This window comes from Streptomyces sp. NPDC028711 (assembly GCF_055565415.1).
Window position 1 is genome coordinate 261,379 of sequence record NZ_JBVHUJ010000006.1, and the last position, 22,753, is coordinate 284,131.

Annotated in this window: 22 protein-coding genes; 16 read left to right on the forward strand and 6 right to left on the reverse strand. The window is 71.8% G+C overall.

Going from position 1 to position 22,753, the window contains the following annotated elements; all coding sequences use genetic code 11:
• Positions 1-97 precede the first annotated feature (97 nt).
• Complete coding sequence (gene argG, locus ACZ4VK_RS21045; RefSeq protein ID WP_468354039.1) at positions 98-1,552, reverse strand: argininosuccinate synthase; 1,455 nt, start codon at positions 1,550-1,552, stop codon at positions 98-100.
• A gap of 310 nt (positions 1,553-1,862) precedes the next feature.
• Between argG and argC the strand changes: the two genes are divergently transcribed.
• The 5 genes from argC (at position 1,863) to ACZ4VK_RS21070 (ending at position 6,848) form a co-directional block, all read left to right on the forward strand.
• Complete coding sequence (argC, locus tag ACZ4VK_RS21050; RefSeq protein ID WP_468354041.1) at positions 1,863-2,891, forward strand: N-acetyl-gamma-glutamyl-phosphate reductase; 1,029 nt, start codon at positions 1,863-1,865, stop codon at positions 2,889-2,891.
• Between the two features lie 115 nt (positions 2,892-3,006).
• Positions 3,007-4,173, forward strand: coding sequence for a bifunctional glutamate N-acetyltransferase/amino-acid acetyltransferase ArgJ (gene argJ, locus ACZ4VK_RS21055; protein WP_468354043.1), 1,167 nt, complete (start codon positions 3,007-3,009; stop codon positions 4,171-4,173).
• Complete coding sequence (gene argB / locus ACZ4VK_RS21060) at positions 4,170-5,117, forward strand: acetylglutamate kinase (protein WP_468354045.1); 948 nt, start codon at positions 4,170-4,172, stop codon at positions 5,115-5,117. The genes argJ and argB overlap by 4 nt, the downstream gene beginning before the upstream one ends.
• Positions 5,114-6,310 carry an acetylornithine transaminase gene (locus ACZ4VK_RS21065; RefSeq protein WP_468354047.1) on the forward strand — a complete coding sequence of 399 codons (1,197 nt, stop codon included), beginning with the start codon at positions 5,114-5,116 and terminating at the stop codon, positions 6,308-6,310. Before argB ends, ACZ4VK_RS21065 begins: the two co-directional genes overlap by 4 nt.
• 7 nt (positions 6,311-6,317) lie before the next feature.
• The gene (locus ACZ4VK_RS21070; RefSeq protein ID WP_468354049.1) at positions 6,318-6,848 is read left to right on the forward strand and encodes an arginine repressor; all 531 of its coding nucleotides are present in this window, start codon (positions 6,318-6,320) and stop codon (positions 6,846-6,848) included.
• 54 nt (positions 6,849-6,902) lie between these two features.
• On the opposite strand, the gene ACZ4VK_RS21075 is transcribed toward ACZ4VK_RS21070, so the two are convergent.
• Positions 6,903-7,502, reverse strand: a complete 600-nt coding sequence (locus tag ACZ4VK_RS21075) for a pyridoxamine 5'-phosphate oxidase family protein (RefSeq protein WP_468354051.1) — start codon at positions 7,500-7,502, stop codon at positions 6,903-6,905.
• A 57-nt stretch (positions 7,503-7,559) separates the two neighbouring features.
• Positions 7,560-8,768, reverse strand: a complete 1,209-nt coding sequence (locus tag ACZ4VK_RS21080; RefSeq protein ID WP_468354053.1) for a hypothetical protein — start codon at positions 8,766-8,768, stop codon at positions 7,560-7,562.
• 206 nt (positions 8,769-8,974) lie between these two features.
• Here ACZ4VK_RS21080 and argH point away from each other — a divergent pair, with 206 nt between their 5' ends.
• The 3 genes from argH (at position 8,975) to ACZ4VK_RS21095 (ending at position 12,765) form a co-directional block, all read left to right on the forward strand.
• Positions 8,975-10,402 (forward strand): argininosuccinate lyase, encoded by a 1,428-nt coding sequence (gene argH, locus ACZ4VK_RS21085; protein WP_468354055.1) that lies wholly within the window; start codon positions 8,975-8,977, stop codon positions 10,400-10,402.
• A 270-nt stretch (positions 10,403-10,672) separates the two neighbouring features.
• Complete coding sequence (locus tag ACZ4VK_RS21090; protein WP_468354057.1) at positions 10,673-11,224, forward strand: TetR/AcrR family transcriptional regulator; 552 nt, start codon at positions 10,673-10,675, stop codon at positions 11,222-11,224.
• Positions 11,221-12,765 carry an MFS transporter gene (locus ACZ4VK_RS21095; RefSeq protein ID WP_468354059.1) on the forward strand — a complete coding sequence of 515 codons (1,545 nt, stop codon included), beginning with the start codon at positions 11,221-11,223 and terminating at the stop codon, positions 12,763-12,765. The genes ACZ4VK_RS21090 and ACZ4VK_RS21095 overlap by 4 nt, the downstream gene beginning before the upstream one ends.
• 70 nt (positions 12,766-12,835) lie before the next feature.
• On the opposite strand, the gene ACZ4VK_RS21100 is transcribed toward ACZ4VK_RS21095, so the two are convergent.
• The gene (locus tag ACZ4VK_RS21100; RefSeq protein WP_468354061.1) at positions 12,836-13,507 is read right to left on the reverse strand and encodes a lysophospholipid acyltransferase family protein; all 672 of its coding nucleotides are present in this window, start codon (positions 13,505-13,507) and stop codon (positions 12,836-12,838) included.
• A gap of 220 nt (positions 13,508-13,727) precedes the next feature.
• Between ACZ4VK_RS21100 and ACZ4VK_RS21105 the strand changes: the two genes are divergently transcribed.
• The 3 genes from ACZ4VK_RS21105 (at position 13,728) to ACZ4VK_RS21115 (ending at position 16,244) form a co-directional block, all read left to right on the forward strand.
• Entirely contained in the window at positions 13,728-14,915 is a 1,188-nt protein-coding gene (locus ACZ4VK_RS21105; RefSeq protein WP_468354063.1) for a glycerophosphodiester phosphodiesterase, read from the forward strand.
• A gap of 203 nt (positions 14,916-15,118) precedes the next feature.
• The gene (locus tag ACZ4VK_RS21110) at positions 15,119-15,715 is read left to right on the forward strand and encodes a sigma-70 RNA polymerase sigma factor region 4 domain-containing protein (protein ID WP_468354065.1); all 597 of its coding nucleotides are present in this window, start codon (positions 15,119-15,121) and stop codon (positions 15,713-15,715) included.
• A gap of 37 nt (positions 15,716-15,752) precedes the next feature.
• Positions 15,753-16,244 (forward strand): GNAT family N-acetyltransferase, encoded by a 492-nt coding sequence (locus tag ACZ4VK_RS21115; protein ID WP_468354347.1) that lies wholly within the window; start codon positions 15,753-15,755, stop codon positions 16,242-16,244.
• A 1-nt stretch (position 16,245) separates the two neighbouring features.
• Here the strand turns inward: ACZ4VK_RS21115 and ACZ4VK_RS21120 are convergent, their stop codons facing one another.
• Positions 16,246-16,671 (reverse strand): hypothetical protein, encoded by a 426-nt coding sequence (locus tag ACZ4VK_RS21120; protein ID WP_468354067.1) that lies wholly within the window; start codon positions 16,669-16,671, stop codon positions 16,246-16,248.
• Positions 16,672-16,673: 2 nt separating this feature from the next.
• Positions 16,674-17,036, reverse strand: coding sequence for a hypothetical protein (locus ACZ4VK_RS21125; RefSeq protein ID WP_389685101.1), 363 nt, complete (start codon positions 17,034-17,036; stop codon positions 16,674-16,676).
• A 585-nt stretch (positions 17,037-17,621) separates the two neighbouring features.
• Between ACZ4VK_RS21125 and ACZ4VK_RS21130 the strand changes: the two genes are divergently transcribed.
• The 5 genes from ACZ4VK_RS21130 (at position 17,622) to cbiE (ending at position 22,454) form a co-directional block, all read left to right on the forward strand.
• On the forward strand, positions 17,622-18,671 hold the full coding sequence (locus tag ACZ4VK_RS21130) for a methionine ABC transporter ATP-binding protein (protein WP_468354069.1): 1,050 nt from the start codon (positions 17,622-17,624) through the stop codon (positions 18,669-18,671).
• Positions 18,668-19,336, forward strand: a complete 669-nt coding sequence (locus ACZ4VK_RS21135) for a methionine ABC transporter permease (protein ID WP_030204624.1) — start codon at positions 18,668-18,670, stop codon at positions 19,334-19,336. Before ACZ4VK_RS21130 ends, ACZ4VK_RS21135 begins: the two co-directional genes overlap by 4 nt.
• Positions 19,337-19,429: 93 nt before the next feature.
• Positions 19,430-20,284 carry a MetQ/NlpA family ABC transporter substrate-binding protein gene (locus tag ACZ4VK_RS21140; protein WP_468354071.1) on the forward strand — a complete coding sequence of 285 codons (855 nt, stop codon included), beginning with the start codon at positions 19,430-19,432 and terminating at the stop codon, positions 20,282-20,284.
• Positions 20,285-20,495: 211 nt separating this feature from the next.
• Positions 20,496-21,131 (forward strand): GNAT family N-acetyltransferase, encoded by a 636-nt coding sequence (locus ACZ4VK_RS21145; RefSeq protein WP_468354073.1) that lies wholly within the window; start codon positions 20,496-20,498, stop codon positions 21,129-21,131.
• Positions 21,132-21,200: 69 nt separating this feature from the next.
• Positions 21,201-22,454 (forward strand): precorrin-6y C5,15-methyltransferase (decarboxylating) subunit CbiE, encoded by a 1,254-nt coding sequence (gene cbiE, locus ACZ4VK_RS21150; RefSeq protein ID WP_468354075.1) that lies wholly within the window; start codon positions 21,201-21,203, stop codon positions 22,452-22,454.
• Positions 22,455-22,753: the final 299 nt, after the last annotated feature.

The following is a 22,753-nucleotide window of genomic DNA, read 5'->3' on the forward strand; positions in this document are numbered from 1 at the left end:
CGAACCGGCCTTCCGGGGTGCCGAGCGAGCCGCTCGACGGGGGGTGCCGAGCCTGCCGCTCGGCAGGGGGCGCCGAGCGGGCCGCCCGGCGGGTGGTTCAGTCGGTGCCGAACTCCATCGCGGCGCGGTCCAGCATCTCGTCGTCGTCGGAGACCTCGCCGCGGGAGGCGATGGCCTCCGCGCCGCCCTCGGGTAGCTCCGTCATGGTGCCGATCAGGCCGGTCGCGGCCGCCTGGGCGGCACCGATGGCCGGGTTGGAGCTGCCGATCAGGCCGAGGCCCACGTACTGCTCCAGCTTGGCGCGGGAGTCGGCGATGTCGAGGTTGCGCATGGTGAGCTGGCCGATCCGGTCCGCCGGGCCGAAGGCCGAGTCCTCGGTGCGCTCCATGGACAGCTTGTCCGGGTGGTAGCTGAACGCCGGGCCCGTGGTGTCGAGGATCGAGTAGTCCTCGCCGCGCCGCAGCCGCAGCGTCACCTCGCCGGTGACGGCCGCGCCGACCCAGCGCTGCAGGGACTCGCGGACCATCAGCGCCTGCGGGTCCAGCCACCGGCCCTCGTACATCAGCCGGCCGAGGCGCCGTCCCTCGTTGTGGTACTGGGCGAGCGTGTCCTCGTTGTGGATCGCGTTGACGAGGCGCTCGTACGCCGCGTGCAGGAGGGCCATGCCGGGCGCCTCGTAGATGCCGCGGCTCTTGGCCTCGATGATCCGGTTCTCGATCTGGTCCGACATGCCCATGCCGTGGCGGCCGCCGATGGCGTTGGCCTCCATGACGAGGTCGACGGGGGAGGAGAACTCCTTTCCGTTGATCGTCACCGGGCGGCCCTGGTCGAAGCCGATGGTGACGTCCTCGGTGGCGATCTCGACCGAGGGGTCCCAGAAGCGGACACCCATGATCGGATCGACGGTCTCCACGCCGGTGTCGAGGTGCTCCAGGGTCTTCGCCTCGTGGGTGGCGCCCCAGATGTTGGCGTCGGTGGAGTACGCCTTCTCGGTGCTGTCGCGGTAGGGCAGCTCATGGGCGAGCAGCCACTCCGACATCTCCTTGCGGCCGCCGAGCTCGGTCACGAAGTCCGTGTCGAGCCAGGGCTTGTAGATCCGCAGGTGCGGGTTGGCGAGCAGGCCGTAGCGGTAGAACCGCTCGATGTCGTTGCCCTTGAAGGTCGAGCCGTCGCCCCAGATCTGGACGTCGTCCTCGAGCATCGCCCGGACGAGGAGGGTGCCGGTGACGGCGCGGCCGAGCGGCGTGGTGTTGAAGTAGGCGCGGCCGCCGGAGCGGATGTGGAACGCCCCGCAGGTGAGTGCGGCAAGACCCTCCTCGACCAGGGCCGCGCGGCAGTCGACCAGGCGCGCGATCTCGGCACCGTAGGTCTTGGCGCGGCCGGGCACCGAGGCGATGTCGGGCTCGTCGTACTGGCCGATGTCGGCGGTGTAGGTGCACGGGATGGCGCCCTTGTCGCGCATCCATGCGACCGCGACGGAGGTGTCGAGGCCGCCGGAGAAGGCGATGCCGACGCGCTCGCCGGCGGGCAGGGAGGTGAGGACCTTGGACATAGGAAGAGTATGCATCATCTCGCATGGTCATGCAAAGGGGTGCCCGTGGGGGCTTGTGGAATCGCCGTTTCCGGCCATCCGGAAACGCGCTCCGGACCCCGTGGCGTCGGGGTGACGGGTCCCGTACGGTCGCCTTGTGGCGAGCGAACGGGTGATCCGTCGGGGGTGGACCCGACCGTTGCCCCCGCACACCCCTCCCCGCCCGGCCCGAGTGGACCGTCGGTGAATCGGCACCCCGGGTCCACTCCGTACGTCGTTGCATAAAACTGCGGAGCGACGTATAGTCATGCCATCCATGAGGAGGGTTTCGATGACGGTACGAGTAGCAGTGGCGGGTGCGAGCGGATACGCGGGCGGAGAGCTCCTGCGTCTCCTCCTCGCCCACCCCCACGTGGAGATCGGTGCCCTGACCGGCCACTCCAACGCCGGCCAGCGGCTCGGGGCGCTCCAGCCCCATCTGCTGCCGCTCGCGGACCGCGTCCTCGTGCCCACCACCGCCGACGAGCTCGCCGGGCACGATGTGGTCTTCCTCGCCCTGCCCCACGGACAGTCCGCCGCCGTCGCCGAGCAGCTCGGTCCCGACGTCCTCGTCGTCGACATGGGCGCCGACTTCCGGCTGAAGGAGCCCGCGGACTGGGAGACGTACTACGGCTCCCCGCACGCCGGGACCTGGCCCTACGGGCTCCCCGAACTCCCCGGCGCCCGCGCCGCTCTGGCGGGATCCAAGCGCGTCGCGGTGCCCGGCTGCTACCCCACCGCCGTCTCGCTCGCCCTCTTCCCGGCGTACGAGAACGGTCTCGCCGAGCCCGAGGCCGTGATCGTCGCCGCCTCCGGAACCTCCGGCGCCGGCAAGGCCGCCAAGCCGCACCTCCTCGGCAGCGAGGTCATGGGCAGCATGTCGCCGTACGGCGTCGGCGGCGGCCACCGGCACACCCCCGAGATGATCCAGAACCTCAGCGGACCGGCGGGGGAGCGGGTCACCGTCTCCTTCACGCCGACCCTGGCGCCGATGCCCCGCGGCATCCTCGCCACCTGCACGGCCGCCGCGAAGCCGGGCGTCACCGCCGAGACCGTACGGGCCGCGTACGAGAAGGCCTTCGCGGACGAGCCCTTCGTCCACCTGCTCCCCGAGGGGCAGTGGCCGGCGACGGCGTCCGTCTACGGTTCCAACGCCGTTCAGGTGCAGGTCACCCACGACGCGGCGGCGAACCGGATCATCGCGATCAGCGCCATCGACAACCTCACCAAGGGCACCGCAGGCGGCGCGGTGCAGAGCATGAACATCGCCCTCGGCCTCCCTGAGGCCACAGGACTTTCCACGATTGGAGTCGCTCCGTGAGCGACGCGCGCGCGGCCACCGGTCCGCAGACGACGACGAAACCCGCACCGCTGCTCCCCCTGCCTTCGGCGGGCGGTACCCCCAGCGCGGGCGGAGAAGCGAACGGAGAAGCACAGTGAGCGTCACCGCAGCGAAGGGATTCACGGCAGCGGGCATCGCCGCCGGGATCAAGCAGAACGGCAACCCGGACCTGGCTCTCGTGGTCAACACCGGGCCCCGCCGCGCCGCCGCGGGAGTCTTCACCTCCAACCGCGTCAAGGCCGCGCCCGTCGTCTGGTCCCAGCAGGTCCTCGCCGACGGCGAACTGACCGCCGTGGTCCTCAACTCCGGCGGGGCCAACGCCTGCACCGGCCCGAAGGGCTTCCAGGACACCCACGCCACCGCCGAGAAGGTCGCCGAGGTCCTGAGCGCGCAGGGCACGGACGTCGGCGCCGGCGAGGTCGCCGTTGCCTCCACCGGCCTCATCGGGATCCTGCTCCCCATGGACAAGCTCCTCCCCGGCGTCGAGAAGGCCGCGGCCGAACTCTCCGAGCACGGCGGCGAGAAGGCCGCCATCGCCATCAAGACCACCGACACCGTCCACAAGACGGCGGTCGTCTCCCGGGACGGCTGGACGGTCGGCGGCATGGCCAAGGGTGCCGGCATGCTGGCCCCCGGTCTCGCCACCATGCTCGTCGTCCTCACCACCGACGCGGACGTCGACGCCAAGGGCCTCGACGACGCCCTCAGGGGCGCCACCCGCGTCACCTTCGACCGGGTCGACTCCGACGGCTGCATGTCCACCAACGACACCGTGCTCCTCCTCGCCTCCGGCGCCTCCGGCGTCACCCCGGCGCAGGACGCGTTCACCGAGGCCGTACGGGCCGTCTGCGACGACCTCGCCCGGCAGCTCATCGGTGACGCCGAGGGCGCCAGCAAGGACATCCGCATCGAGGTGGTCAACGCGGCCACCGAGGACGACGCCGTCGAGGTGGGCCGGTCCATCGCCCGTAACAACCTCCTCAAGTGCGCCATCCACGGCGAGGACCCCAACTGGGGCCGGGTGCTCTCCGCGATCGGCACCACGCGGGCCGCCTTCGAGCCCGACGCGCTCAACGTCGCCATCAACGGCGTCTGGGTCTGCAGGAACGGCTCCGTCGGCGAGGACCGCGACCTCGTCGACATGCGGTACCGGGAGGTCACCATCACGGCCGACCTCGCCGCAGGCACCGAGTCCGCCGTCATCTGGGCGAACGACCTGACCGCCGACTACGTCCACGAGAACAGCGCGTACTCCTCATGAGCGAGCCCCGGAGCGAGAACCCCACGCGCAGGCACAAGGCCCTCCCCAAGGCGCAGATCCTCATCGAGGCCCTGCCCTGGCTGACCCGCCACAACGGCAAGACCGTCGTCATCAAGTTCGGCGGCAACGCCATGATCGACGAGGACCTCAAGGCCGCCTTCGCCCAGGACGTCGTCTTCCTGCGCCAGGCCGGCCTCAAGCCGGTCGTCGTGCACGGCGGCGGCCCCCAGATCAGCGCCGCCCTCGACCGGCACGGCATCGTCAGCGAGTTCAAGGCGGGCCTGCGGGTCACCACCGAGGACGCCATGGACGTCGTACGGATGGTCCTCGCCGGCCAGGTCCAGCGCGAGCTCGTCGGGCTCCTCAACCAGCACGGCCCGCTCGCCGTCGGCCTCACCGGCGAGGACGCCCACACCATCACCGCCACCAAGCACCGGCCGGTCATCGGCGGCGAACAGATCGACATCGGCCGGGTCGGTGAGATCACCTCCATCGACACCGGCGCCATCCAGGCGCTCCTGGACGACGGCCGGATCCCGGTCATCTCCTCGATCGCCCGCTCCCAGGACGACGGACATGTCTACAACGTCAATGCTGATACGGCGGCTGCGGCACTCGCTGCGGCGCTGGGCGCCGAGACGCTGATGGTCCTGACCGACGTCGAAGGCCTCTACGAGGACTGGCCGAACAGCGACGAGGTCATCAGCCGGCTCACCGCGAGCCAGCTGGAGAAGCTGCTGCCCGAGCTCTCCAGCGGCATGGTTCCCAAGATGGAGGGCTGCCTGCACGCCGTACGGAACGGGGTCACCACGGCCCGCGTGCTCGACGGCCGGGTCCAGCACTCCATCCTGCTGGAGATCTTCACCGACGAGGGCATCGGAACGATGGTCGTACCCGACGGCACGGACGCCGCCGAGGACACCGAGGAACAGGGGGAATCGTGACCAACGGGGAACTCACCCAGCGGTGGCAGGGCTCGCTCATGAACAACTACGGCACCCCCCGGCTGCCCCTCGTCCGCGGTGAGGGCGCCAAGGTCTGGGACGCCGACGGCAACGTGTACCTGGACTTCGTCGGCGGCATCGCCGTCAACGCCCTCGGCCACGCCCACCCGGCGGTCGTCGAGGCCGTCACCCGGCAGATCCAGAGCCTCGGCCACGTCTCCAACCTCTTCGTCGCCGAGCCGCCCGTCGCCCTCGCCGAGAAGCTCCTCGCCCTCTTCGGCCGGCCCGGCAAGGTCTTCTTCTGCAACTCGGGCGCCGAGGCCAACGAGGCCGCGTTCAAGCTCGGCCGGCTCACCGGCCGGTCCCACATGGTCGCCACCGACGGCGGCTTCCACGGCCGGACCATGGGCTCCCTCGCCCTCACCGGCCAGCCCGGCAAGCAGACCCCCTTCCTGCCGCTGCCCGGCGACGTCACCCACGTCCCGTACGGCGACGCGGAGGCGCTGCGCGCCGCGGTCACCGAGGACACCGCCCTGGTGATCATCGAGCCGATCCAGGGCGAGAACGGCGTCGTCGTCCCGCCCCCCGGCTATCTGAAGGCCGCCCGCGAGATCACCCGCGCCACCGGCACCCTCCTCGTCCTCGACGAGGTGCAGACCGGCGTCGGCCGCTGCGGCCACTGGTTCGAGTACCAGGCCCACGAGGGCGTCGAGCCGGACGTCGTCACCCTCGCCAAGGGCCTCGGCGGCGGACTGCCGCTCGGCGCGACCGTCGCCTTCGGTCCCGCGGCCGAGCTCTTCGAGCCCGGTCACCACGGCACCACCTTCGGCGGCAACCCGGTCGCCTGCGCCGCGGGCATCGCCGTCCTGGACACCCTCGGCGCCGACGCGGCCCTCGACCATGTGAAGGCGGTCGGGGAGCGGCTGAGGCAGGGAATCGAGGGTCTGGGGCACCCGCTGGTCTCCCACGTCCGTGGTGCGGGTCTGCTGCTGGGTATCGTGCTCACGGAGTCCCTCGCACCCCAGGTGCAGCAGGCGGCTCAGGACGCCGGCCTCCTGGTGAACGCGCCCGCCCCCGATGTCGTACGGATCATGCCTCCGCTGGTCCTCACCGACGCCGAGGCGGACGCCTTCCTCCAGGCCCTGCCCGGGGTCCTCGACGTGGCGAACGGGCAAGGACGAACCGGAGAATGAGACGACGATGACCGACGCGCAGGAAAATGAGCACGGCGGGCCGTCCGTTCCGCAGACCCGTACCGCACGCCACCGCAGGATCGTCGACATCCTCAACCGGCAGCCGGTGCGTTCGCAGAGCCAGCTCGCGAAGCTCCTCAGCGACGACGGGCTGAGCGTCACCCAGGCGACGCTCTCCCGCGACCTCGACGAGCTGGGCGCGGTGAAGATCCGCAACACCGGCGGCGAGCTGATCTACGCGGTGCCGAGCGAGGGCGGTTTCCGCACCCCGCAGGCCCCGCTCGGCGAGTCCGCCAAGGAGGAGCGCATGCGTCGCCTCTCCGGCGAACTGCTGATCTCCGCCGAGGCGTCCGCGAACCTGGTGGTCCTGCGGACCCCGCCGGGCGCTGCCCAGTTCCTCGCGTCGGCCATCGACCAGGCCGAACTCCACGCCATCCTCGGCACGATCGCGGGTGACGACACCCTGCTGCTCATCAGCCGCGACCCGGCGGGCGGCCAGGCACTCGCCGACCACCTCCTGAAGCTGGCGCAGCAGTAAGCGCACGATCGCCGTCGGACCGCCCCGCGTTCCGACGGCGATGTGTGACACCCCCTAGGTGGAGGGCAGCGGCGGCAGGGGAAGCGGCAGCGCGGGCAGTCCGTCGAGGCTGGTGGCGATGTGCTCCTTGCCGGCGCAGTACGCGCTGAACTCGTCGTCCGTCTTCCGGTTGAAGTACTCGGCGTGCAGCGTCCGGTCCTCCTGGTACTCCATCAGCGGGACGGCGAACCCGCAGGAGTCGCTGACCCGCCGCGCGCGCACCAGGACGATCGCCCGCGCGCTGCCCTGCCCCTCGACGGCCTCGGCCGGGAACCGCGCGAACAACTCCGCCCAGCGTGGGTCGTCCCGCAGCACGGCCTCCCCGCTTCCGTGCACCCGTACGACGGTCGGCGGCCCCGAGAACGAGGTCCACATGAGGGTGATCCGCCCGTTGCCCGGCTCCCGCAGATGCGCGATCGTCTCGGCGCTGCTGCCACCGAAGTCCACGTAGGCGAGGGTCAGTTCGTCGAGCACGACGAGGGTGCCGCGACGCCCCTTGGGGGAGAGGTTGACGTGGCCGTCGCCGGAGAGGGGAGCGGTGGCGGTGAAGAAGACCGGCTGGTCCTCGATGAAGGCCCGAAGCCGTCCGTCGATACGGTCATATGTCTTTCCCATGGCCGGCATTTTGCCCGCTCCGCCCTTCAGGGGCGTCCGCGTCTCACGCCCCGGCCGTCACGCCCGGCCGCGTCGCCCGTTGAGCCCGAGGGCTCGGAGCAGCCAGGGTCGCGGGAGCGGGGCCGGGGAGTCGGCCGCGGCCGGGTGCACGTCCCGGGGCGGGACACCGCCGGCCGGAACGCGCTCGGCCCACGGGGACAACGCCTTCCTCGTCTCCCGTACGACCCGGGGCGAAGTGTCGTCGAGCAGTGGCGCGAGACGCCCGGGGCGGACGGCGTCCATCAGGCGCAGTCCCGCCACGGCGCCCGCCCGCACCGGTGGCCGCGCGTGGCCGATGAGGGACCAGAGCGTCGGCACGTCCGCCGCCCGGTCGCCGCACTCGGCGAGCCCCAGGGGAGCGTGGTCGGGCGTCCCGTCCCCGGCCGCGCAGGCCGCCCGGTAGAGCGGCAGCGGGTCGGCCCCCGCCTGTCGCAGCACGTATCGGGCGCAGGCCCGCACCAGCGCCGAGCGGTCGTACAGGAACGGTTCGGCCTCCTCGGCCCGGCCCGCCCGGCGCAGCGCAGTGACGCCCGCCGCCCGTACCCGGCCCGGCCGGGCGGTCAACAGGACGGCGAGGGCGGCCGGGTCGGGCGTGGCGGTGGCGAGCAGCGCGTTCGCGCAGAGATCCTGGACGACGACGTCCGCGTCGCGGGCCGCGGTCGCCGCCAGGCGCGTGGGGGAGAGGAGCCCGCGCTCGACGGCGATCCGGTGGGCGAGCCGCCGGGCCGCCCGGTCCTCGCTCGCGAGGAGGGCGGTCGCGCCTGCCTCGGGCCCCTCCCGCAGTACCTGGAGCAGCAGTTCACGCGCGGCGTCCCCGTGCCGCCGTCCCGCGGTCCGGAGGACGACGGCCGCGATCGGTTCGAGCGCCTCGGGCCGCAGGCCCGGCAGCTCCGTGCGCAGGACGGCGCGCGCCCGTTCCCGTACCGGCTCCGCCCAGTCGGCGCACCGGATGACGGCGAGCGGCAGGAGGGCGGGGACGTCCGTCACGTACGCGAGGGCGGCCTCCCGTATCCGGCCGTCGGGGCCGCACAGGGCGAAGGCCAGTTCCGAGGTGGTCGGCCGACGACTTCCGGCGCCGCTCGGGAACCAGCGGTGAGCAGGCGGGACGGGTCGCCATCGGAGCCTGCTCCGGATGTCGTCGTCGAGCCAGGCCCAGGCGCCCGGGTCCTCGCCTCGGAGGACCCGGGCGAGGTGCTGCTCCATCTCGTCGAACGCGCTGTTCCGCATGGCCGGAGCGTAGGGCCGGGTGCCGTGGTGCCGCCTCCCGGTTTCCGTCAGGAGCCGCCCTTTGACAAAACATACGGTGCACCGCATAGTTATGCCTACTGGAACGCTCGCCGCGCCACCGGCCCGGCGTGACCCGCCCCCGTTGAACAGGCTGCCCTCCCGTCCGTGTGGGAGGGCCACGGTCCACCACCTTCCGAGGAGCAGCAGTGAGCAGCAACAACGGTGATGTCCGGCTCTGGGGCGGACGGTTCGCCGACGGTCCCGCCGAGGCCCTGGCGAAGCTGTCCGCGTCGGTCCACTTCGACTGGCGGCTCGCGCCCTACGACATCGCCGGCTCCCGGGCCCACGCGCGCGTGCTGCACAAGGCCGGGCTGCTCACCGAGGACGAGCTGACCCGCATGCTCGCCGGTCTCGACCTCCTGGAGGCCGACGTGGCCGACGGCTCCTTCGTCGGCACCATCGCCGACGAGGACGTCCACACCGCCCTGGAGCGGGGCCTCCTGGAGCGCCTCGGCCCGGACCTCGGCGGCAAGCTGCGCGCCGGCCGGTCCCGCAACGACCAGGTCGCCACCCTCTTCCGGATGTACCTGCGCGACCACGCCCGGATCATCGGCGGCCTCGTCGCCGACCTCCAGGACGCCCTGGTCGGCCTCGCCGAGGCGCACCCGAACGTCGCCATGCCGGGCCGTACGCACCTCCAGCACGCCCAGCCCGTGCTCTTCGCCCACCACGTCCTGGCCCACGTCCAGTCCCTCTCCCGGGACGCCGAGCGGCTGCGGCAGTGGGACACCCGGACGGCGGTCTCCCCGTACGGCTCCGGCGCCCTCGCCGGTTCCTCGCTCGGGCTCGACCCGGAGGCGGTCGCCAAGGACCTGGGCTTCGAGCGCGGCTCCGTCGGCAACTCCATCGACGGCACGGCCTCCCGTGACTTCGTCGCCGAGTTCGCCTTCATCACCGCCATGATCGGGATCAACCTCTCCCGGATCGCCGAGGAGATCATCATCTGGAACACGAAGGAGTTCTCCTTCGTGACCCTCCACGACGCCTTCTCCACCGGCTCGTCGATCATGCCGCAGAAGAAGAACCCGGACATCGCCGAGCTGGCCCGCGGCAAGTCCGGCCGCCTCATCGGCAACCTCTCCGGCCTCCTGGCCACCCTGAAGGCGCTTCCCCTCGCCTACAACCGGGACCTCCAGGAGGACAAGGAGCCGGTCTTCGACTCCTGCGACCAGCTGGAGGTCCTGCTGCCCGCCTTCACCGGCATGATGGGGACCCTCACCGTCAACCGGGAGCGCATGGAGGAGCTGGCCCCGGCCGGCTTCTCGCTCGCGACGGACATCGCGGAGTGGCTGGTCAAGCAGGGCGTGCCGTTCCGGGTGGCGCACGAGGTGGCCGGCGAGTGCGTGAAGGTCGCCGAGTCGGAGGGCAAGGAGCTGGACGAGCTCACGGACGAGCAGTTCGCCAAGATCTCCGAGCACCTCACCCCCGAGGTCCGTACGGTCCTCAACGTCCCGGGCGCCCTCGCCTCCCGCGACGGCCGCGGCGGCACCGCCCCCTCGGCGGTCGCCACCCAGCTCGTCGAGGTCAAGGCGGACCTGGTCATCCAGCACGCCTGGGCAACCGCCAAGAACTGACCCCGTAGTCCTACAGCGCCGCCGCCCACTCGGCGAGCGCGTCGAAGTCCGGCCGGATCAGCCCGATCCGGGGGTCGACGTGCAGCAGCAGGGCGGCGGCGCGGTGGTTCGCCTCCACGTACAGGTCCCGCGAGGGGCCTTTCCGTGCATCTGGGGCCAGTCGACGAACGGCAGCTCCGGCAGTCCGGGGGTGAGGCCCGCTCTCGCCCACCATGAGGCGCTGATTTATCTGATGAGACGTTCATGTCTCATTCGGTGTATGGTTGTCTCATGTCAGTCGATCGCACCCAGGTGCTCCGCGCCGCCGCCGCCCTGCTCTCCCGCAAGGCGACCGCCACCATGGACGAGGTCGCACGGGCCGCCGGGATCGGGCGTGCCACCCTGCACCGGCAGTTCGCCGGGCGGGACGCCCTGGTGCGGGCGCTCGAAGAGCTCGGGCTCCAGGAGATGGAGGCGGCCATCGACCGGGCCGGGCTCGACGAGGGGCCCGAGGACGAGGCCGTACGCCGGCTCGTCGCCGAGGTGGAGCACGTCGCACCCCTGCTGTCGTTCCTCGTCACGGAGAACCAGCTCTTCGAGGGCGACCAGCAGAACGAGGGCTGGGAACGGCTCGACGCCCGGGTCTCCGCGCTCTTCCGGCGCGGACAGGAGAACGGCGTCTTCCGCATCGATCTGACCCCCGCCTGGCTCACCGAGGCCTTCTACGGGCTCATCGGTTCCGGCGCCTGGGCCGTGCAGGACGGCCGGGTCGCCGCCAAGGACTTCCAGTACATGATCGCCGAGCTGCTGCTCGGCGGAGCGCGCAGGAGCGTGGAGAAGTGACCACCAGCACCGTCAGGACCCCCGGCCATACCGAGGGCGTGCGCCGCCCCGGCCGGTGGCTCGCCCTCTCCGTCCTCGTCCTGGCCGTCCTCCTCGTGGCGGTCGACGCCACGGTGCTCGGCCTCGCCACCCCCTTCCTCTCCGAGGACCTCAAGCCCTCCGGCAACCAGCTCCTCTGGATCGGCGACGTCTACTCCTTCGTCATCGCCGGACTCCTGGTCTCCATGGGCAGCCTCGGCGACCGCATCGGCCGGAAGAAGCTCCTGCTGATCGGCGCCACCGCCTTCGGCGCCGTCTCCGTCCTGAACGCCTACGCGACCAGCCCCGAGATGATGATCGTGGCCCGCGCGCTGCTCGGCGTCGCCGGCGCGACCCTGATGCCGTCCACCCTGGCGCTCATCCGCAACCTCTTCCACGACCCGCGCGAGCGCAGCCTCGCCATCGGCATCTGGGGCGCCATGGCCTCGGCCGGCGCCGCCGTCGGGCCGGTCGTCGGCGGGTTCCTCCTGGAGCACTTCTGGTGGGGCTCGGTCTTCCTCATCAACCTGCCCGTCATGGCCGTCCTCGTCCTCGTCGGCATCAAGCTGATCCCCGAGTCGAAGAACCCGAACCCCGGCCCCTGGGACCTGCCCAGCGTCGCGCTCTCCCTCGTCGGCATGATCGGCGTCGTCTACGCGATCAAGGAACTGGCCTCCCACGGCCCCTCCCTCGACGCGGGCCTCGCCGCACTCGCCGGTGCCGCCGCGCTGACCTGGTTCGTCCGCAGGCAGCTGACCCTGCCCACGCCCGTTCTGGACATGCGCCTCTTCCGCCACCGCGGCTTCTCGGGCGCCGTCCTCGCCGACCTGCTGACCATCCTCGGCCTCTCCGGCCTGGTGTTCTTCCTGTCCCAGTTCTTCCAGCTGGTCCAGGGCCGTCAGCCGCTCGAGGCCGGTCTGGCCGAGCTCCCCGCGGCCGTCGGCGCGGTCACGGCCGGTCTGATCGCCGGCGTCGTGGCCCGCCGCTTCTCCGTACGGTCAGTGGTGGCCGGCGGTCTCGCGGCGGTCGGCCTCTCCCTCGCCGTCCTGACGACGCTCGACCAGAACACCGGATACCCGCTGCTCGGCGCCGCCCTGCTCGTCGTCGGCGTGGGCGCGGGCTTCGCCTTCACCGTCACCGCCGACGTGATCCTCTCCAGCGTCCCCAAGGAGCAGGCCGGATCGGCCTCGGCGGTGTCCGAGACCGCGTACGAACTGGGCGCCGCGCTCGGCATCGCCGTGCTCGGCTCGATCGTGACCGGTGTCTACCGGGGCTTCGCCACCCCGCCCGGTGTCCCCACCGACATCGCGTCCGCGTCCCACGAGTCGCTCGGCGGCGCGGTCGAGGCCTCCGGGGGCCTCTCCCCGGAGACGGCGACGGCCCTGGTGTCGGCCGCGCAGGAGGCCTTCGTCGACGGTCTGCGGATCGCGGCGGGCGTCGGCGCGGCGGTCCTCCTCGCGACGGCGGTCGCGGCCTGGTTCCTGCTCAGGGGCCAGAAGCTGGAGGGCGGCGTCGAGCACTGACGCGCCCCGCGCATGAGGGTGCCCCGTACGGCCGAGCCGTACGGGGCACCCTCACGCGTCCGCGTACCGGCTACGCCGCCTTCGCCTTGGTGGCGTACATGTCCACGTACTCCTGCCCCGAGAGGCGCATCACCTCGGCCATCACCGAGTCCGTCACCGCCCGCAGCACATAGCGGTCGCGGTCCATGCCGTCGTACCGCGAGAACTCCATCGCCTCGCCGAAGCGGACCGTCACCCGGCCCGGGCGCGGGAACCCGGCCCCGCCCGGCTGGATCTTGTCGGTGCCGATCATCGCGAACGGCACCACCGGCGCCCCCGTCATCAGGGTGAGCCGGGCGATGCCCGTACGGCCCCGGTAGAGCCGGCCGTCGGGGGAGCGGGTGCCCTCCGGGTAGATCGAGAAGACCTTGCCCTCCTCCAGGATCCGGCGGCCGGTCATCAGGGCCGCCACACCACCGCGGCCGCCGTCCCGGTCCACCGGGATCATGCCGACGCTGGTGAAGAACCAGGCCATCGCCCGGCCCTTGAGGCCCTTGCCCGTCACGTACTCGTCCTTGCCGATGAAGTAGACCGGACGGTCCAGGCAGATCGGCATGATCATCGAGTCGATGAAGGTGAGGTGGTTCCCCGCGAGGATGACGGGGCCGGTCCCCGGAATGTTCTCGACGCCCTCCACGCGGGGGCGGAACATCAGGCGCATGACCGGCCCGAGCACTGCCTTGATGATCGCGAGACGGGACAACGGTTCCTCCGGTGGGACGCGGGTCAGTCGAGCTGACGGTGCAGCTGGCGACGATACTCGCGGGTCACCTCCGTGCGCACATCGGGTTCACCGAGTGGATACGCAGTGTTGACGTGTGTTTCCGCCATGTTCGGCCGAGGTCTGCCGTGCGGAGGGGGTTGGTGCCTAGCGTCGGGGGCACCCGTCGACAGGTGCGGGACATGACACAGGAGGACACCTCATGACCCAGGGCGAACGCCGGACCCCGGCACGGCGCACGGTTCTCGGAGCGGCGGGCGCCACCGTCCTCGGCGCGTCCACGGCCCTCGCGGCCGGGACCGGCGCCGCACATGCCGCCGACGAGCGGGCCGCGGCGGCGGGCCGTCCGCACGGCGGGGGCCGCGGCTACCGCTCCCTCCCCGTCCCCACCGTCATCGCCCACCGCGGCGCCAGCGGCTACCGCCCCGAGCACACCCTCGGCTCCTACCGGCACGCCCTCGACCTCGGCGCCCACGTCATCGAGCAGGACCTCGTCCCCACCAAGGACGGGCACCTCGTCTGCCGCCACGAGAACGACATCACCGGCACCACCGACGTCGCCGACCACCCCGAATTCGCGTCCCGGAAGACGACCAAGAGCGTCGACGGCACCGCGTACACCGGCTGGTTCACCGAGGACTTCACGCTCGCCGAGCTGAAGACCCTGCGGGCCAAGGAGCGCATCCCCGGCACCCGCCAGGAGAACACCCTCTACGACGGCCGCTGGACGGTCCCCACCTTCGAGGAGGTGCTGCGCTGGGCCGAGGACGAGGGCCGCCGCAGGGGCCGCGAGATCTGGCTGCACGTCGAGACGAAGCACCCCACCTACTTCCGCTCCCTCGGCCTCGGCCTCGAGGAGCGGCTCGCCGGGCTCCTGCGCCGGTACGGACGCCACCGTGCGAACTCCCCGGTCTTCCTCCAGTCCTTCGAGCCCAGCAGCATCCAGCGGCTCGCGAAGCTGGTGGACTCGCCCGGCGTCGTCCTGCTCTCCGGCGCGACCAGCCGCCCCTGGGACTTCGTCGCGGCCGGCGACCCGCGCACGGTCGCCGACCTGGTCACGCCCGAGGGCCTGCGCTGGATCGCCTCGTACGCGAAGGGCATCGGCCCCACCCTCGACCTGGTGATCCCCAAGGACGCGAGCGGCCGGCTCGGTGACCCGACCACCCTGGTCCGCGACGCGCACGCGCAGGGCCTGATCCTCCACCCGTACACCCACCGAAACGAGAACGCCTTCCTGCCCGTGGACTTCCGCCGGGGCACGGACCCGGCGGCGTACGGGGACTCCTTCGGCGCCCTCAAGCGGTACCTGGAGACGGGGATCGACGGCATCTTCTCCGACAACCCGGACACCGCACTCCTGGGCGCGGCGGACCACAGCGCCCGCGCCTGATCCCGTATACACGTGCGGGCCCGACGACCGGGCCCGCACGAGGCCCCCGGAGCATGCGGTCCCCCGCCCGGCCGGCCCGCACGAGCTCCCCCGCCCGGCCGGCCCGCACGAGCTCCCCCGACCGGCCGCCCGCACGACCTCCTCCCGGGTGGTTTGAGCCCGCTGCCGCAACCACGCCCGCGTGCCCCGGCATCGTGCCGGTCATGACCACCCCCGAGACGCCGCACCCGACCCCCCGCGCGACCGCTTCCCAGGCGGACCCGGACCCCGCCCCCGAACTCCTCGCCGCCCTCGCCCCACTGCTCGCCGCCGAGTCGGACGCCGAGGCACCGGCCGCCGGCGTCGAACCCCGCGACCTCGAACAGGCCGTCTGGCTCCGTCTCCTCGAACAGCTCCAGGCGACCGGCGCCGCCCCCGAGCGGCCCGCCGAATGGCTGCGCCGGGCCGTCCGCGCCGAGGCCCGCCGCGCCCGCAGGACCAGCGACAGGGAACGCCCCTACCGCGACGAGCCCGCACACGACCCCGGCGGCTCCGGGCCCGGCGGCTCACCGGAACACTCGCTCCTGGAGGCCGAGGGCCGGCGCACGCTGCGCGCCGCCGTCACCCGGACGCCCGGCCGCTGCCCCCGCGTACTGACCGCGATGCTCGACCCGGGCGACCCCACCTACCGGGAAATCGCAGGAGAGTTGGGTATCTCACAGGGCAGTCTGGGACCGATGCGTTCCCGTTGCCTGGGATGCCTGCGCAGAATGCTGGCTGCGGAGGTTCCCGCCCCCGGTCGACGGGGAAGGGTGCGGTAAACCGATGATCGACCAGATGAGCGGGAGGCGTGCACACATGGGCCTGAGCGTGACCATCTCGGCAGCGGACGCGCGGGACGCGGAGCACATCCTGAAGCTGCAGTACCTCTGCTACCAGAGCGAGGCGGAGCTGTACGGGGACTGGTCCATCGAACCGCTCACCCAGTCGCTCGCCGACCTGCGGGCCGAACTCGACGAGGGCCACGGCCTGGTGGCCCGGCTCGGTGACGAGGTCGTCGCCTCGGTGCGGGCCCGCCTCGACGAGGACGGCACGGTACGGATCGCCAAGCTCATCGTCCACCCCCGCATGCGGCGGCACGGCCTCGGCGGCCGGCTCCTCGACGGCATCGAGCGCCACTTCGCGGAGACCGCCGAGCAGGTGGCGCCGCCCGCCAAGCGCTTCCAGCTCTTCACCGGCCACCGCAGCGAGGGCAATCTGCGCCTCTACCGCAGCAAGGGGTACGCGCAGGTGGCCACCCGCGAGCTCGGCCCCAGGCTCACCCTGGTGACCCTGGAGAAGGCCGCCTGAGTCAGACGGCCGTACGCGACCTGCGCAGCCACCAGATCCCGGTCAGCGGCAGCAGCACCGGGATGAAGAGGTAGCCGTAGCCGTAGTCCGACCAGACCGTCGCGTCCGGGAAGGCGGACGGCTCGACCAGCGTCCAGGTCCCGACGACCAGCACGCCCGCGAGCTCGGCGGCGCAGCACACCAGCGCCGCCCTGCGGGCCGTCTCCCCGCCGCGTACCAGCGTGTACGTGATGAAGGCGTAGACGACGGCCGCCACCGCCGACAGGGCGTAGGCGAGCGGCGCCCGGTCGAACTCCGTGGCGATCTGGTAGATCGAGCGGGAGACCGCGCCGACCGACATCACGCCGTACAGCCAGACGAGCAGAATGCCCGGGCCCGTGACGAGGCGGGTCCTCGTGCCCGGTGCCGCCTTCTCCGTCGTGGTCATGGTCAGCCCACCGTCCAGATGTCGTGGAGACGCACTTCGAGCACGGCCAGGACGACCGCGCCGGCCGCCACCGTCGCCGTACCCCACCGGCTGCGCTCCGCGAGCGACATGAAACCGGCGATGGGCACCGCGCACAGTGCCCCGAGCAGATAGGCGACGAAGATCGTCGCGCCCTCCTCGGCCTTCTCGCCGCGCACCAGCTGCACGATGCCGACGATCAGCTGGACGAGGACGAGGAAGGTCACCACGGCCATGCCGATGAAGTGCCAGTCCTTGGTCGGCTGGTCGCGGAAGGCGGCGAAGCCGCACCAGGCGGCGAGGGCGAGCGCGGCCACGGAGACCGCGACCGTCAGGGCGTCAAGCATGCGCCCGAGGGTATTACGGTCGATAAGGCCTGATGCGCGGGCCCCCCTTCGGCGACCGGCTCGGGGACCGTGGCCTTGGCCACAACCCGCGCCCGCACCTGCCCGGTCCGCGCTCCCGGCCGCCGATCCGCCGCACCCGTCCGAGCAGGCCGCGCCCGGGAATCCGCGCAGGCCGCACACGGGGAACGGGGCGGAACGACCGCCTCCGGAGTGTCCGTATGGCGTCTCAACGGCGTCCGCTATTCGGACAGCCTCCTTTCGTTCGCGACTGCGCATGCTTTACTTGCAGACATGACCACGACGAGCAGCCGCATCCTTGCGACCGAGGCGATCACGACGCCCGGTGCTCGTTGTATGTGTCGAATGTGCGCCTTCTGAGGGCCCCCGCCTGAGTTTCGCGCCCCGAAGCGAGACCCGACGGCCGCGCCGTTCCTCCCGCCGACAGGCGGTGGACCGTGCCCGCCCCGCGCACCACCGGTGCCCGGCCACCCGCCGGACCGGCCTCCGTGCGCCTGACTGTCCGAAGACGAATGCCCCGTGCGTGACGGACCCCGCGTCGCGCACTCGACAGTGACGGAAACCCCTGTGATCACCACTTCGGGCCTGACCAAGGTCTACGAGTCGCGCGGCCGGCAGGTCACCGCTCTGGACGGCGTCGACCTCCACGTCCGCGAGGGCGAGGTGTTCGGCGTGATCGGCCAGAGCGGCGCCGGCAAGTCCTCGCTCATCCGCTGCGTCAACCTCCTGGAGCGCCCCACCTCCGGCACCGTGACCGTCGACGGCGTCGACCTCACCGCACTCGCCGGGAAGGGCCGCCGCGCGGGCAAGGACCTGCGCCGGGCGCGCAGCAGCATCGGCATGGTCTTCCAGCACTTCAACCTGCTGTCCTCCCGCACGGTGAAGGACAACATCGAGCTCCCCCTGGAGATCCTCGGCGTCTCCGGCGCCGAGCGCTCCCGCCGCGCCCTGGAACTCCTCGACCTCGTCGGCCTCGCCGACAAGGCCAAGTCCTACCCCGGCCAGCTCTCCGGCGGCCAGAAGCAGCGCGTCGGCATCGCCCGCGCCCTCGCGGGCGAGCCCAAGGTCCTCCTCTCCGACGAGGCGACCAGTGCCCTCGACCCGGAGACCACCCGCTCCATCCTCCAGCTGCTCCGCGACCTCAACCAGCAGCTCGGCCTGACCGTCCTGCTCATCACGCACGAGATGGACGTCGTGAAGACGATCTGCGACTCCGCCGCCCTGATGCAGCACGGCCGCGTCGTCGAGTCCGGCACCGTCGCCGAACTGCTCGCCACCCCCGGCTCCCAGCTCGCCGCCGAGCTCTTCCCGGTCAGCGGCGCCGCCACCGGCCCCGACCGCACGGTCGTCGACGTCACCTTCCACGGTGAGTCCGCCACCCAGCCGGTCATCTCGCAGCTCTCCCGCACGTACAACATCGACATCTCGATCCTCGGGGCGGCGATGGACACCGTCGGCGGCCGGCAGATCGGCCGGATGCGGATCGAACTGCCCGGGCGGTACGAGGACAACGTCGTCCCGGTCGGCTTCCTGCGCGAGCAGGGCCTCCAGGTCGAGCTCGTGGAGGACATCGTGGAAGACACCACGCCCCTGCTGGTCAAGGAAGGTGCCAAGTGACCTGGTCGGAGATGCAGCCCCTCCTTGAGCAGGGCACCGTCGACACCCTCTACATGGTCCTCTGGGCCACCGTCGTCACCGTCCTCGGCGGCCTGCCCCTCGGCATCCTCCTCGTCCTCACGGACAAGGGCGGACTGCTGCAGAACCGGCCGGTGAACAAGATCGTCGGTGCGATCGTGAACGTGGGGCGTTCGCTGCCGTTCATCATCCTGCTGATCGCCCTCATCCCCTTCACCACCTTCGTCGTCGGCACCTTCATCGGCCCGACCGCGATGATCGTGCCGCTCGCCATCGGCGCCATCCCCTTCTTCGCGCGCCTCGTCGAGACCTCGATCCGCGAGGTCGACCACGGGCTCGTCGAGGCCGTCCAGGCCATGGGCGGCGGCATCCCCACCATCGTCCGCAAGGTGCTGCTCCCGCAGGCCCTGCCCTCACTGGTCTCGGGCGTCACCACCACGGTCATCGTCCTCATCGGCTACTCGGCGATGGCCGGCGCGGTCGGCGGCGAGGGCCTCGGCTCCAAGGCCGTCACCTACGGATACCAGCGCTTCGACACCACCTTCATGCTGGTCACCGTCGTCGTCCTGGTCCTGATCGTGACCGTCGTCCAGCTCATCGGCGACGGAGTCGTACGACTCCTCGCCCGCCGGGGCCGTACCGCGTAACGGCTCCCCGGCCACCCCGACTTCGTCCTTAGACGAAACAGCCCGGACTTGTTGTCCAGGCGTCCACCGCACCACCGGAAAGAGGCACTCTTCGTGCGTAAGAACATCAGGCTCACCGCCGGTATCGCCGCCACCGCCGCCCTCGCCCTCGGGCTCAGCGCCTGCGGCACCTCCTCGGACCCGTCCTCCTCCAAGGACACGGCCGGCTCCGCCGACAAGCCGCTCGTCGTCGCCGCGTCCCCGACGCCGCACGCCGACATCCTCAACTACGTCAAGGACAACCTGGCCGAGAAGGCCGGTCTGAAGCTGGAGGTGAAGGAGTTCACGGACTACGTCCTGCCGAACACCGCCACCCAGTCCGGCCAGGTCGACGCCAACTTCTTCCAGCACAAGCCGTACCTCGACGACTTCAACAAGAAGAACAAGACCACCATCGTCCCCGTGGTCGACGTCCACCTGGAGCCGCTGGGCCTCTACTCCAAGAGCCTGAAGTCCGTGAAGGACATCAAGGCCGGCCAGACCATCGCCGTCCCCAACGACACCACCAACGGCGGCCGCGCCCTCCAGCTGCTCGCCGAGAACGGCCTGATCACCATCAAGCCGGGTGTCGGCACCAACGCCAAGCTCTCCGACATCACCGACAAGAAGGGCCTGGAGTTCAAGGAGCTGGAGGCCGCCACCGTGCCCCGCGCCCTGAACGACGTGGACGCCGCCGTCATCAACGGCAACTACGCCATCGAGGCCAAGCTGCAGCCCGCGAAGGACGCCCTCGTCCTGGAGAAGGCCGACGGCAACCCGTACGCCAACTTCCTCGCCGTCAAGGAGGGCAACGAGAAGGACGCCCGCGTGCAGAAGCTCGCGAAGCTCCTCAACTCGCCCGAGGTGAAGAAGTACATCGAGGACACCTACAAGGGCTCGGTCATCCCGGCCTTCGGCGCCGCCGAGTAAGGCCGCCGCAGCGGTCCGGCCCGTCCGGCCCGCCGTCCGAGGGACCGTCAGACCGGTTCCCCCGTACAGTCCTTGCGCAGAAGGCCCCCCCGCACCCCGTCCGGTGCGCGGGGGCCTTCGCCACACCCACCCGGCCATGCGCACGGGCGGCCGCATGCTGCATGCTGTGCGTTCACGGTCGATTCGGACGGTCCACGGCATGGAGCTGCGCATGACTACCACCTTTCCGGACATCTCCATCAACACGGACCGGTTGGTGCTGCGCGCGTTCGAGGAGGCGGACGCCCCCGCTCTCACCGCGATGATGAACGACGAACTCGTCGGCGCCTGGACGACGGTGCCCCAGCCCTTCACCGAAGCGGCCGCCCGCACCTGGATCACCGAGTACGCGCCCGCCGAACGCGCCGCGGGCCGGGGCATCGACCTCGCCGTCACCGAGTTCCTCACCCAGCGCCTGGTCGGCGTCATCCAGCTCGGCAGGACCGACTGGCGGGTCCGCTCCACCGAGCTCTCCTACATCGTCGCCCCCTGGGCCCGTGGCGAGGGGTACGCCTCCGAGGCCGCGCTCGCCACCGCCCAGTGGCTCTTCGGGGACCAGAAGTTCGAGCGCCTCGAGCTGCGCACCGCCGCCGACAACACGGCCTCCCAGCAGGTCGCCCAGAAGATCGGCTGCATCAGCGAAGGCGTCCTGCGGAACGCCTGCATAGCCCGCACCCGCACCGAGGACGGCGACTGGACCGAACTGCGCACCGACTTCATCGTCTGGGGCCTCCTCCCCGAGGACCTCGACGGCGTCGCCGACCAGATGGCCGAGGCCGGCTACTCCTCGTACACCGACTGGAGCTGAGCCCGGCAGCCGACCCGGGGTACGCTCGGCACGCCCCCGACCTGCGACGACACCAGGAGACAGACGACGATGGCGGACCGCGTCACGGTGATCGGCTGGGACGGTTCACCGCTCACCGCGGCGGCCAGGTCCGCGCTCTCCGCCGCCACCCTGGTGGCCGGGGCCGCCCACCACCTGGCGCTGCCCGAAGTGCCGCCCACGGCCGAACGCATCCGCCTCGGCAGCGTCGACCTCGCCGCCCGCCGCATCGCGGGCCACCGCGGCACCGCCGTCGTCCTCGCCGACGGCGACCCCGGCTTCTTCGGTGTCGTCCGCACCCTGCGCGCCCCCGAACACGGCCTCGAGGTCGAGGTCGTCCCCGCCGTCTCCTCCGTCGCCGCCGCGTTCGCACGGGCCGGGATGCCCTGGGAGGACGCCCGGATCGTCGTCGCGCACCAGCGCACCCTCCGCCGCGCCGTCAACGTCTGCCGCGCCCACCCCAAGGTCGCCGTCCTCACCTCGCCCGGCGCGGGCCCCGCCGAACTGGCCCTTCTCCTCGACGGCGTCCACCGCACCTTCGTGGTCTGCGAGGAACTCGGCACCAGCCGCGAACAGGTCTCCGTCCTCACCTCCGACAAGGCCGCCGACCACTCCTGGCGCGACCCGAACGTCGTCCTCGTCATCGGCCCCACCACGGGCGGCCCGCCGGCGGCCCCCTGGCTGATGGGCCAGGACCCGACCGCCCGTCCCGTACGCGGCTGGGGCCTGCCCACGGAGGAGTACGACGTCCAGGGATACGGCTCCGCCGTCGGCCCCGGCCCGACCCGGAGCGGCGCGGGCGAGGACCCGTCCCTGCGCGCCGCCCAGCTCGCCCGCCTCGGACCCCGCACCGGCGACCTCGTCTGGGACATCGGCTGCGCGCGCGGCGCCTTCTCCGTCGAGGCCGCCCGCTTCGGCGCCGCCGTCATCGCCGTGGACATCGACCCCGAGGCCTGCGCCCGTACCGAGCAGAGCGCCCGCCGCCACGGCGTACCGCTCCAGACCGTCCCGGGCCGCGCCCCGCACGTCCTGGAGAGCCTGCCCGAGCCCGATGTCGTCCGGATCGCGGCCGGCGGGGTCCCCGTCGTCACCGCCTGCACCGACCGGCGTCCCGAACGCATCGTCGCCCACGCCTCCACCCGCGACGAGGCCGAGGCGATCGGCGCGGCGCTCTCCGACGGCGGCTACACGGTCGAGAGCCTCCTCCTCCAGACCATCGGACTCGACCCGGAGGACTGGTCGGAACGCGAGCGTTCGGTCGTCTTCCTGCTGTCCGGCCGCAGGACCGACGTCCCCCACCCGTGACGGTGCCGCCCCGGCGGGCCAGGTAGGCTGGCCGATTGTTGTACCGCATCCGGATGTTCGGCGCTTCGTTCGTCAATGTCCTGAATTGGTGGCCACTTTGCGCCGCTGACGTGGTACGCGATCAGGGGGGACCGCGCGACGTGGCGCAGTCCACAGCCCGCCGTGGCGAATCTCCCTGCCACGATGGCGGGGGGCCGCGACAATGTGTGGGTGTCCGCGTGTCCTTCGTGCCGCGCGGCGCGCGCGCTCGTTCTTGTCGACGGGCGCAGGTCTGAAGGAAGCACAAGCGATGGGCGAGG